The 11,858-nt window shown below is 58.1% G+C and carries 10 protein-coding genes; 7 read left to right on the forward strand and 3 right to left on the reverse strand.

What is annotated here, in order from left to right; genetic code table 11:
- Positions 1 to 246: DDE-type integrase/transposase/recombinase (locus Q1B15_RS07095; protein ID WP_299752202.1), on the forward strand; the 246-nt coding region annotated here is incomplete at its 5' end.
- Between the two features lie 284 nt (positions 247 to 530).
- On the opposite strand, the gene Q1B15_RS07100 is transcribed toward Q1B15_RS07095, so the two are convergent.
- Both Q1B15_RS07100 and Q1B15_RS07105 read right to left on the reverse strand, forming a co-directional pair.
- On the reverse strand, positions 531 to 2,051 hold the full coding sequence (locus Q1B15_RS07100) for a sulfatase-like hydrolase/transferase (protein WP_299752205.1): 1,521 nt from the start codon (positions 2,049 to 2,051) through the stop codon (positions 531 to 533).
- 114 nt (positions 2,052 to 2,165) lie between these two features.
- Complete coding sequence (locus tag Q1B15_RS07105; protein ID WP_299752208.1) at positions 2,166 to 3,023, reverse strand: LysR substrate-binding domain-containing protein; 858 nt, start codon at positions 3,021 to 3,023, stop codon at positions 2,166 to 2,168.
- 173 nt (positions 3,024 to 3,196) lie between these two features.
- Between Q1B15_RS07105 and Q1B15_RS07110 the strand changes: the two genes are divergently transcribed.
- The 4 genes from Q1B15_RS07110 to Q1B15_RS07125 are packed head-to-tail and all read left to right on the forward strand — an operon-like array spanning position 3,197 to position 8,450.
- Positions 3,197 to 4,378: a 2-aminoethylphosphonate--pyruvate transaminase gene (locus Q1B15_RS07110; protein ID WP_299752211.1), complete on the forward strand. Its 1,182-nt coding sequence runs from the start codon at positions 3,197 to 3,199 to the stop codon at positions 4,376 to 4,378.
- A 15-nt stretch (positions 4,379 to 4,393) separates the two neighbouring features.
- Positions 4,394 to 5,653 (forward strand): phosphonoacetate hydrolase, encoded by a 1,260-nt coding sequence (gene phnA / locus Q1B15_RS07115; RefSeq protein ID WP_299752214.1) that lies wholly within the window; start codon positions 4,394 to 4,396, stop codon positions 5,651 to 5,653.
- Positions 5,650 to 7,104: a phosphonoacetaldehyde dehydrogenase gene (gene phnY / locus Q1B15_RS07120; RefSeq protein ID WP_299752217.1), complete on the forward strand. Its 1,455-nt coding sequence runs from the start codon at positions 5,650 to 5,652 to the stop codon at positions 7,102 to 7,104. The genes phnA and phnY overlap by 4 nt, the downstream gene beginning before the upstream one ends.
- A gap of 5 nt (positions 7,105 to 7,109) precedes the next feature.
- On the forward strand, positions 7,110 to 8,450 hold the full coding sequence (locus tag Q1B15_RS07125; protein ID WP_299752220.1) for an aspartate aminotransferase family protein: 1,341 nt from the start codon (positions 7,110 to 7,112) through the stop codon (positions 8,448 to 8,450).
- Between the two features lie 120 nt (positions 8,451 to 8,570).
- On the opposite strand, the gene Q1B15_RS07130 is transcribed toward Q1B15_RS07125, so the two are convergent.
- Positions 8,571 to 9,440 carry a MurR/RpiR family transcriptional regulator gene (locus Q1B15_RS07130; protein ID WP_299752223.1) on the reverse strand — a complete coding sequence of 290 codons (870 nt, stop codon included), beginning with the start codon at positions 9,438 to 9,440 and terminating at the stop codon, positions 8,571 to 8,573.
- Between the two features lie 162 nt (positions 9,441 to 9,602).
- On the opposite strand from Q1B15_RS07130, the gene Q1B15_RS07135 reads away from it, so the two are divergent.
- Together Q1B15_RS07135 and Q1B15_RS07140 are read left to right on the forward strand one after the other, a co-directional pair.
- On the forward strand, positions 9,603 to 10,298 hold the full coding sequence (locus Q1B15_RS07135; RefSeq protein WP_299752229.1) for an N-formylglutamate amidohydrolase: 696 nt from the start codon (positions 9,603 to 9,605) through the stop codon (positions 10,296 to 10,298).
- A gap of 63 nt (positions 10,299 to 10,361) precedes the next feature.
- Positions 10,362 to 11,858: Na/Pi cotransporter family protein (locus Q1B15_RS07140; RefSeq protein ID WP_299752226.1), on the forward strand; the 1,497-nt coding region annotated here is incomplete at its 3' end.

An 11,858-nucleotide genomic window follows, 5' to 3' on the forward strand; every position in this document is an offset into this window, starting at 1 on the left:
GCTGCAATGAAGGACATCGGCAACGCTGACCGACAGGAAAACGGCCGCCGGAAGAACAACAGAGCCGAGAATTCGCACCTTCCGTTTCGACGACGAGAGCGGGCCATGCAACGGTTCCGCAGCATGCGAAGTTTGCAAAAGTTCACCGCCGTTCATGCCTCCGTCTGCAACCATTTCAACCAAGAGCTCACTTTCTACAACAGAGACAATTTCAAGCTTGGCCGAACCGCTGATCTATCCGAGTAGCGCCAGCTTTGTTCGGCATAAGTTCACGCATTCTGGGGCAAACTGAGACTGGTTCGAATTGGTCTGACACCACCTGTTCTCGCTTTATATTTCGCCAGACAGATGCCTGGCGAACTTCTGCCAGCGCGCACGCTCCCGCGCGCATCAGCAAGAAGAAAAGATTGTCCCCCTCTTCCCCATTTCACCTGCCACACCGGATCGACGTAACGGGCTGTCTTTGCCCGATGGGCATGACAAATGCATGACGTCTTTGGGCATTTCCCGACGGAATTCAGCAAGGCAGATCAAGCAGCACCCACTTCAAGCCCGCGCGATGACACCATCGTTCGCGAAAACGTACCATCGGGGTTTCGCATCCGATGGCAAAGCATCTGACGCGACAAATCAAGAAGAATCCGCGTCTTTTCCGGATCTTCGGCTAAATTTTTGGCTTCTCCTTCGACATTCATGTCAAAAAGAAGCGCTGGGAGGTCGGATGCGAACTGGACGAGCTTGAAGTCAGCGGTGCGCAGAATAGCCAGATTGCAGGCGTCGAGGTCAATTCCAAGGTTGGTTTGAAAGCCGGACGGTTGGATCGGGTTTCCGAAGTCGATTTCGGAATAACTGTGTCTGCGCCAGTGACTTGGCGTGTCGCCCATAAGGAAAGGCGCGAGGCTGTGTCCGTCCATCGAATGGGGGATATCGATCCCAAGGTGGTCAAGAATCGTCGGGGTCACGTCGATTGATTCGGTCGGAGCCTGAACAACGTGGCCACGCGCGCCGCCAGGCGCCCGGAAAAGAAGCGGAACGTGGTGGGAGGCGTCAAAATAGTTGACCTTGCCCCAGAGACCGAAATCGCCAAGCGTCTCGCCGTGATCGGCGGTGACAACGATCAGCGTGTCTTCGTATTGTCCGCTGTCTTTCAGCCAGTCTATGAGGCGGCCGATATGGGTGTCGACCTCGGTGGCGAGGCCGAAATAAAGCGCGCGCATCTGCGCGATGGTGCCAGGCGTCGGCTCTAAGTCCGGGAAGCCCACGACCATGCCCGAGATCGGGTTACGAGCGGCCGAGACGGGCACGAAAGGGTGCAGTGTCTCGCCCAGCGCGAAGGCGCGCGGCGGCGGCATGTCCGCCGGCGCGTACATCGTGTTGTAAGGCGCGGGCGCGACAAGCGGCTGGTGCGGGCGGATGTAGGCGACGAAGGCGCACCAGCCGGGGGCGCGATTGGGCAGATCTTCCAGCACTTTGTCGGTCAGGAAGGCCGTATCGCTGTCTTCGGCGGCATAAAACGCGGGCGCATCGGGGGTGTCGCCGGCAGGGCGATAGGTGTCGGGATAGCTGGGAACGTCGTAGCCTTTCGCCCGCAAGTCGTCTTCCCAGGCGGTGACGTCGGTTTCCAGACGCATCCGCACAATTTCTTCAAAGCCCGGCGCAAGTTCTTCGTAACTTTGCAGCCTTGGATCGACAGGCTCGAGGCCGCGCGGATCAATAGCGTGATCGGTGTAGCCATAAAGAAGCGGCCTGATCCCCGCGTCTTTAACAACAGTCGCCAGATTGGGCGTGTCGGCGCGCACCGGCGTGCCGTTTCGCACGGCACGGTGGTTCATCGCGTATTGCCCGGTGAGCAAAGACACCCGCGAGGGACCGCAGGGCGACGTGACGCTGTGATGACAGTCAAAGCGCACGGCATCATCGGCAAGCGCGCGTAGGTGCGGCAGCTCAATATATTGGGAGAGGGCGCCGAAAACGCAATCGGCGCGCAACTGGTCGATTACGATGAACAGAACATTGGGCCGCGCAGGCACTATGGTCCCCCTCAGGTTCATGCCAGACGCTTACGCGCCCTCCTGTCCGATCATCGCCTATGCCAGCCATCTGTAAAATTTTAGATTCGTATCGAGCTATAGCTTTTTACGATAGATCGGTGCCGCACCCCTATACTACTGGTTGAGTGTGCGCAGAAAGGCGCGGATGACCGGCACGTCTTGCCGTGCGGTCAGGGTGATCAACATCTCTGACATCTTCAGATCATTGTCGAGAATAGGCAGAGATATGACGCGTGCGTCCTGACCGAATTCCGCCGCCGAGACGTACCCGATGCCTGCACCCGAGGCGACGATCTCGCGCATGGCTTCACGGCCTTCGACTTCGATCACGGGCTTGAACGCGAGGCCAGCCCGCGCGGCGGCTTGTTCGACGGCGGCCCGCGTGCGCGATCCTGCCTCGCGAGAGACCAGTGGTGCGGCGGCGAATTCCGCGAGAGTGAGCGATTTTCTGGACTTGGGCCAAGTCCCGCGCGCCGCGATTGCGACGATGGGCGTGTTGCCGAGATCGAGCGTTTCAAGATCCGGGGCGGCCACCAAATTGGCGACGACACCGACCTCGGCTTCGTAGTTGCGCAAACGACGCAGGATGTCTTCGGTGTTGCCTGTGTGAAGCGATACGAAAACGCCGGGGTTGGCTTTGCGGAAGCGACTAACGATGCCCGCCACATGCAGCGCGGAATCGGCGATGATGCGGAGTGTTCCCGTCACCTCGGCGCGCGACTGGTTAAGGTATTCGCCGATCTGACCTTCCATTTCGAAGAATTGCTTAGTGTAGCGGAATAATTCGTGACCGACCTCGGTGAGACGGATCTGGCGCGCCTCGCGGTGAAACAGAAGGACGTCGTGGGCCTGTTCGAGCTTGCGCACCTGATCACTGAGCGAAGGCTGCGACTGATTGAGGGCGGCGGCGGCGCGCGAGAAGCCGACGTGCAGGGCGACGTTATGAAAGGCGCGTAATTGCGTGTAGCGCATCGGTGTAGTCCTTGTCTTTTCACAGGCGCTTTGGGACGCATTGATCCAACATAGGTAGTTTGGAAAGGGTGAATTGTATAGATTTATCTTATGGAAGGATACAAAACAGAGATTTTACATATGGCCGATTTCTGGGCAAACAGAACAGCGACATGACCTGTGAGGCCGAGACAATGCCAAACGATCGCATTCCCGATCCGAAAATGCGCGAGCCCTTTTTGCTGACGCCCGGCCCTCTGACGACGTCCGAACGCACGAAGCGCGCGATGCTGAGGGACTGGGGAAGTTGGGATGGCGATTTTCGTGCGATGACGCGCAGTCTGCGTGACCAGCTGCTGGCCTTGATTGGCCCGGGCGCCGAGGCCTACGATTGCGTTCCTATACAGGGATCGGGCTCTTACGCGGTCGAAGCGATGCTGGGCAGTTTCGTGCCGAAGGACGGGAGGGTGCTGGTACTGGCCAATGGCGCATACGGACTGCGCGCAGCGGAAACGCTAAAGTATCTCGGCCGCGATTATATCGTGATTGATAAAGGGGATTATCTGCCGCCCAGAGGGAGCGAAGTGGCCGCGGTTTTGGCCGAAGATCCCGCAATTACCCATGTGATGGCGACCCATTGTGAGACCTCTAGCGGGATTTTGAACCCGATCGAGGAAATTGCCGCAGCCACGCGCGCAGCCGGTCGTAAGTTGCTGATCGATTCCATGTCAGCATTTGGAGCGGTGCCCCTTCACCCAGCCGAGCTTGGCTGCGTGGCGTTCGTGTCGTCGGCCAACAAATGCATCGAAGGTGCGCCGGGTTTTGGGTTTATCATTGCAGAAAAGGCCGAAATCGAGGCCTCCAAGGGCAATTCGCACTCGTTGTCGCTGGATGTTCATGCGCAGTGGGCGACGATGGAAAAAACCGGGCAGTGGCGTTTTACGCCTCCCACCCATGTGGTTGCGGCCTTTATGGAGGCCCTTGCGCAGCACCGCGAAGAAGGCGGCGTGGAGGCGCGCGGCGCGCGCTATGCGCTGAACAGGGACACAGTGGTGTCGGGCATGCGAGGCCTTGGGTTCGAGACGTTGCTGGAGGATCGCTGGCAGAGCCCGATCATCGTGACGTTCTTCTGCCCCTCGGATGCGGCGTTTGATTTCACGCACTTTTATGAAGCGATGAAAGCGCAAGGCTTTATCATTTACCCTGGCAAGCTAACTGTCGTGGATAGTTTCCGGATCGGCTGCATCGGACAGATGGACAGCCACATTATGACGCGTGTAGTTGACGCTGCGCGCAAGGCATTGGCGGAGATGGGCGTGGTAAGCGCCGCGCCGCCTGCTGCCGCATTGGAAGAACGCAAGAAACTCGCTGCCTGAAGGAACTGAACTGATATGCCTGTGAAATCCCCCGTGGTCGCCAACGACCGCACGTATGCCGCCCCAAAAACCTGCGCGATTGCCATCTGTCTGGACGGTTGCGAACCGGAGTATCTGGAGGTCGCGATTGCCAAGGGCCTGATGCCGGTCCTCAAGCGCATGCGCGAGACTGGCACTGACAGGTTGGCGCATTCAGTGATCCCCTCGTTCACCAATCCAAACAACCTGTCTATTGCGACAGGTCGGCCCCCGGCGGTGCACGGCATTTGCGGGAACTTTCTGTTCGACCCCGATACGGGCGAAGAGGTCATGATGAATGACGTTCGGTTTTTGCGTGCGCCGACGTTGTTTTCGAAATTCTATGAGGCAGGCGCGCGGGTTGCGATGGTCACAGCCAAGGACAAGTTGCGGGCGCTCTTAGGCTCGGGTCTGAAGTTTGACGAGGATCGCGCGATCGCCTTTTCATCTGAACGGTCGGGCGAGACGACGAAGGCCGAACATGGGATTGATGATGCGTCCGAGTGGCTGGGGATGCCGGTGCCTGAGGTCTATTCTGCTGAGTTGTCCGAGTTTGTTTTTGCAGCGGGCGTGAAGCTTTTGAAGGAGTGGGCGCCAGATGTGATGTATCTGTCGACGACGGATTATGTGCAGCACAAGTTTGCGCCGCACGATCAGGGGGCCCTGGATTTCTACGCAATGTTTGACCGCTATCTGGGCGAGCTGGACGCCATGGGCGCGGCCATTGTGGTTACGGCAGATCATGGCATGAAGCCAAAGCATGACGCGAATGGCGATCCGGCAGTGATCTATATGCAGGATGTGATGGATGCCTGGCTCGGCCAGGCGGCCGCCCGCGTTATCTTGCCGATCACCGACCCTTACGTGGTGCACCATGGCGCGCTTGGGTCGTTCGCGACCTGTTACTTGCCCGATGGTGCGGATGTGGGCGATATCGTTGCGCGATTGAAGGCTTTGCCTGAAATGCTTGAAGTTCTCACGAAAGCTGAGGCTGTTGCGGCTTACGAGCTTCCTGCCGACCGCATCGGGGATTTGACCATGGTATCGACCGAGAACATGACCATCGGCACCAGCGCCCACCGCCACGATCTGGCGGCCCTGAAGGAGCCGCTTCGCAGCCACGGCGGATTGACGGAGCAGGAGGTGCCCTTCATCGTGAATCGGGTGATCGATCTGCCGAACGCGCCCGTTTTGCGGAATTTCGATGCCTTTTATTATGCAACAAAAGCCGCCGCCCTTGAAGAGGTCTCCGCATGAACACCCACGATAAAGACTTTCGCGCTGAGGGCATGCGCATTGGCGGTGAAGTGATCTTTACCGACAACGTGATTGAGGTGAGATACCCTTATACAAACGAAGTGATCGGCACAGTGCCCGCGGGCACTGCGCAACACGCCGCGAAAGCATTTGAGATCGCCGCGAACTACACGCCGAAGCTGTCGCGTTACGAGCGCAGTCAGATCCTGAACCGGGCATCTGAATTGATTGGTGAAAAACGCGAGTTTCTTGCCAAATGGCTAACATTGGAATTGGGTATCTGCCACCAACACGCGATTTACGAGACCAAACGGGCGCAGGACGTATACCAATTTGCTGCCGGTCAATCGATGATGGACGACGGCGAGATATTTTCATGCGACCTGACGCATAATGGCAAAGAGCGCAAGATTTTCACCAAGCGCGAGCCGGTACGGGCCATCTCTGCGATAACACCTTTCAACCATCCGCTGAACATGGTCAGCCACAAGATCGCGCCATCAATTGCGACCAATAATTGCATGGTATGTAAGCCGACCGATCTGACGCCACTCACAGCCATCGCGCTGGCGGACATTCTCTATGAGGCCGGATTGCCCCCCGAGATGTTTCAGATCGTCACGGGCATGCCCGCCGATATCGGCGACGAGATGATAACGAACGAACACATCGACATCGTCACGTTTACCGGCGGCGTACCCGTGGGCAAAATGATCGCTGCCAAAGCGGGTTACAAACGCACGGCGCTGGAACTTGGCGGAAACGATCCGCTGATCATTCTCAATGACCTGAGCGACGCAGATCTCGACAAAGCGGCGACGATTGCTGTCGCAGGGGCGACCGGCAATTCTGGTCAGCGCTGTACCGCTGTGAAGCGCATCCTTGTGCAGGAAAGCGTGGCGGAAAAGTTTGTTCCACTGGTGTTGGCGAAAGCGAAAAGGATCAAGTTTGGTGACCCGCAGGACCCCGCGACAGAGCTTGGCTGTGTGATCCACGATAAGGCGGCTGAATTGTTCGAAAAGCGCGTTTTTATGGCCGAAGACGCGGGGGCGAAGATCCTTTATCATCCGGGCCGCGAGGGGGCGCTGTTGCCGCCGATTGTTGTGGACCACGTACCCCATGACAGCGAGTTGGTGATGGAAGAAACCTTTGGTCCCATCATACCGATAGTCCGGGTACCCGACAATGATATCGAGGTCATGGCGATCTCGAATTCGACCGAGTTCGGCCTGTCTTCGGGTGTCTGCACCAACGATCTGAACCGTGCGATTGCCTTTATCAACGGCCTGAATGTTGGTACCTGCAATATCTGGGAGCAGCCCGGTTACCGTATCGAGATGTCCCCGTTTGGTGGTATCAAGGACTCGGGCAATGGTGTGAAAGAAGGGGTGATTGAGGCGATGAAGTTCTTCACCAACGTGAAAACATACTCGCTGCCCTGGCCGAACTAGGGCGCATGTCCCATCATACCGAGGGCGAAGCGAATACATCGAAAGCCCGCGCTGCTTGGTCGGCGCGGGAGACTGACGGACCCACCAATGACCTTTTGAAGCGGGACTCGGGCGCGTTTTTGCATCAGTCGCTGTCGTCGCCATGTGTGTCGACCATTGCGAAAGCCGAAGGTATCTGGATCGAGGACACGGCCGGGCGGCGATTCATGGATTTCCATGGCAATTCTGTCCATCACATCGGCTATGGGCATCCGCGCCTGATCATGGCGATCAAGGACCAGCTGGACGCCCTGCCCTTTTCTCCGCGGCGCTTCACCAATGACGTATCGACACAACTGGCCGAGCGGTTGGGAGACCTGGCGCCGTGGCCGGCAAAAGTGTTGTTCACCACCGGTGGGTCGGACGCGGTTGAGGTCGCGATGAAAATCGCACGCGCGGCGACCGGGCGGTTCAAGACGCTCAGTTTTTGGGACGCGTTTCACGGGGCAGGATTTGGGGCGTCATCGGTGGGTGGCGAGGCCACGTTTCGCAGCCATATCGCGGGGCCACTTTTGCCGGGGGCCGAGCATCTGGCGCCGTTTCATTGTTATCATTGCGCCTACGGGCATCCAGGGCCGGAGACATGCGGTTTGGCCTGCGCGAATATGGTCGACTTTGTGTTGGCCCGCGAGGGGGATACGGCGGCAGTGATCGCAGAGCCGATGCGCGCGGTGCCGGTGGTGCCTCCGACAGGGTATTGGCAGGCGGTCGAGGCGACCTGTCGGGCCAACAAGACACTGCTGATCATGGATGAGATCCCGACAGGTCTGGGAAAAACGGGTAAGTTCTTTGCCCACGATCATGACGGGATCACTCCGGATATCATCGTCGTAGGAAAGGCGCTTGGGGGTGGCGTTCTTCCGATTGCGGCTGTCATTGCGCGGGCAGACTTGGACGTCGCGGGTGATTTTGCCATTGGACATTACACCCATGAAAAGAACCCGGTGACAGCGCGGGCGGCATTGACGACGCTTGATATTATCGAAGATGAGGGGCTGGTCGCGCGGGCGGCCCGGCTTGGAGATCGGGCGATGGACCGGTTGCGCGAGAGCCTTGGTCAGAGTGCCCATGTGGGCGATATACGGGGGCGGGGCTGCATGTTCGGAGTCGAGATCGTGACAGACCGTGACAGCCGGACGCCGGACGCGCCCCGGGCCGAAGCAGTGTACTACGCCTGCCTTGCGGAAGGGCTGAGCTTTAAGATCAGTGCGGGGAATGTCCTGACATTGTCGCCGCCGATGACGATTGCACAGGATGATCTGGACCGCGCGCTTGGGATTGTGGAAGCGGCTGTTGGCAACAGTTGACGTTACGCCGCGCTTTGCGCGCCGAGTGACGCGAAGGGCGCTACCCGCCCGGACCCTCCCGAAGTATTTTTGAAAGGATGCCTGCTGAGATGTCTTTTTATTGGCCAAAGCGCCACGACGTCAGGGTTTCTTGCGAAAAATCCGGGTGGATTTGAACATGTCTTCCAAGGCCTCGATCCGGTCTTTGGCGGCATCCCAGCGACGGCTTTGGACTTCGGCGATCAAGGCCTCGATGATCAGGTTGATCGCGATGGTGGAATCCCAGCTGGACGGCACTTCGATCATCGCGTTAACAACATGGTCGGCAATTTTGGAGATCGGCGAACCCCATTGATCCGTGAAAAGGATAATCACTGCGCCGCGGTCTTTCGCGAGTTGCGCAAGCCGCGCGAGGTCGCGTTCGTAGCGACGAACGTCGAACAGGATCAGTACTGCGCGGCCGTTCATATCCAGGAGGTATTGCGGCCAGACGTTTGGGGACTGGCTTAGGAGCGTGACACCGGGACGGATGATTTGCAGGTGGTTGTAGAAGTAATCGGCATTGGAGCGGGTGATGCGACCGCCCGTGAGGAAGATGCGACGGCGGCGGTCGTTCAGGACACGCGCGATTTTGTCGAAGGTTGCGGGATCGAGCCGATCGATTGTGGCGCTGAGGTTGTCAAATACCGCTTCTGCGAAGTCGCGGAACCTCGGGCTGTCGCCGCGGTCCTCGGGCCATCGCTCGTGCTTGCGGATCGGTTGCTTGATGCGGGCCGAGGCTTCGTCGCGCAGGGCGTCCTGAAGTTCTGGGAACCCTTCGAAGCCAAGCTTGCGGGCGAGGCGGATCACGGTTGGCGTAGACACCCCGGCCGCATCGGCGATCTTGGTGATCGATTTCAGGCCCGCGACCGGGTAGTCGCGCAAGAGGACGTCGCTCACCTGTCGGTCCGCCGGGGTGAGGCTGGCGGTCTGGTCCTGGATCAGATCTTTGACGATCCGGGGCTGTTTCACGGCGGCGCCCAATTCTGTAGCTTTTGTTACAGCGTATATGTCGACCGTAGCTTCGTCTACGGGAGTTTCTTGACAGATTCTATTACTTTGTAGCTAATAGGGGTCGTGACCCGTGTAATTCTGCCTTCGATTCTGGCTTCCGATGAAGGCCCGGTGGCCGAGGTGATTAACCCCTCGGGGTCGGCAGATATCTGGCTTGTCTGCGAACACGCCAGCCCTGCCATTCCTCCCTCCCTGAATAGTCCAGGGCTGGCGGCAGGCGATCGGTTAAGTCACGCCGCATGGGATATCGGCGCTTTGGAATTGACGCGTGCATTGGCGGGGACGCTGAATGCGCGGGTTTCGCGGCTGGTGTACGACTGCAGCCGACCCTCGGACGCGCCAGATGCGATGACCGAAATGTCGGAAAAAATCTTGGTCGCGGGCAACCTGGACCCGTCCGAGGCTGAGCGTGCGGCGCGCATCACCAAGGACTATACTGTTGGTTGGGTTGATGTGACGAATTACGTCCTGACCAACAATACCTCAGGTACGTGGATCGGGCCCTTTATTGCAAACATGAATCGCTGGTATGAGCTACCTGAGGACCTTCAGACGCTGTTCCCGGTTTGCTGCGAACAGTCGCATTACTATCGCCAGCATTGCTATTGGTCCCGCGAAGCAAATTTGCGCGTCAACGGCACCAAGATGCAGTTGACCACGATCCCGGACGAGGAATGGGCGACAGCGGAATCGCATACCAGAGTATTCTGGGACGAGATCGCCGCAGAAAGCCCGAAGAAGGCACAGGTAGTCGAGATCTTAAAGAAATATACCGCTGATATGGAGGCCGCAGGACGTTCTTACCGCTATACCTGATCTGCTCACAAACAAAGGCTCCGGCATATTGCCGGGGCCTTTCAAATTCTGGAATTTTCGCTGATGGCTATTGCCGGTTTTGTTCTTCAGATTTTTGCAGCTGTGATGCTGCTATTGTTTTCTGTGCGTCTTGTGCGGACAGGAATCGAGCGTCGGTTTGGTCAGTATTTTATCCGATATCTGACCGGGCATGGTTCAAATGTTACGGCCGCCGGGTCAGGACTTATGCTTGCGGTGGTGCTTCAAAGTTCGGCCGCCGTTGCGCTTTTGCTGAGCGGATTCGCTGCGACGGGAATGTTGAGTTTTCCCACTGGATTGGCGGCACTTTTAGGCGCGGATCTGGGGTCGGCGCTGGTTATTCAATTTCTGTCTTTTGACCTGACGTGGCTGCAGCCAATTCTGTTGGTCGTCGGTGGGTGGCTTTACCTGAAAATCGAGCGGCCCGACATCCAGCATGTTGGGCGTATAATTCTTGGGCTGGCGCTCATTCTGGTGTCGCTTAGTCTGTTGCGTGATGCAGTTGCACCGCTGCGGGAAGCTGAATTCTTGCCAGCAATCGCTGCCTATATCGCGGCAGATAGCCTTACAGGCTTTCTGATCGGTGCGGCGTTGGCGTTTTTACTGCATTCCAGTGTTGCAACGATCTTGATGGTCGCCGCCCTCGTAGCGACCACGGCCCTGCCCTTTGCTGCCGGAGTTTCGCTTGTGATCGGTGCGAACCTTGGAAGCGCGCTTATTCCGGTTTGGTTGACCCGCGACATGGCCGCCGAACCAAAACGTATCCCCCTCGCCAACGCCATCCTGCGCGGCCTTGCAGCATTGACAGCGCTGTATGCCGTCCATGCCTTCGACTTAGTTGAATTTCTTCTTGTTTTCAGTCCAGCGGCGTCTCTGATCGTCTTACACATCGGGTTCAACACGCTGCTTGTGTTGCTTTTTGTGCCAATTGCGGGCGTTTTCGAAAAGCCGGTTTCTGCGCTGATCCCCGCCACCAGGCACGAGAAAGAAATGACGCCCCCGAGCAGAAATCCTCTGAGCGCGCTTGATCAGTCGAATGCGGATGCGCCGCCGCTGGCCTTGTCCGCAATTCGGCAGGAAATTCTGCAAATGCTGCAAGAAGTCGAGCGCATGTACCGCCCAATTCTGGCGCTTTACGACACAGCGACCCCCGCCGAGCTGAAGGCTATCCGCGATCGCGATGAACTTGTGAACACCCTTTATACCAATCTGCGCCGGTTTATGGCTGAAAACGCGCGTGACCAATTCGAAAAGCCGCAACTCAAACAATCCCGCGCGTTGTTGGAATACGCCATCCGTGTCGAGGCAGCCGGCGATCTCGTGTCCAAGCGCATGACCGATCTTGCCCGCGAAAAGTCAGAGACAGGCGCGCGCTTTTCGCCCCCCGGACAGGACGAGTTGACGCGTCTGCATGCGCTGGTGCTGGCGGGGTTCGGACTTGCTCGTCATGTGCTTCTTGTCGACGACATCGAAGCCGCACGTCGACTCGTGCTGGACAAGGCCGAGGTCAAACGCCGCGAACGCGCCAGCCGCAAAGCACAT

This window comes from uncultured Boseongicola sp. (assembly GCF_937988555.1).
Taxonomy (GTDB): Bacteria; Pseudomonadota; Alphaproteobacteria; order Rhodobacterales; family Rhodobacteraceae; genus Boseongicola.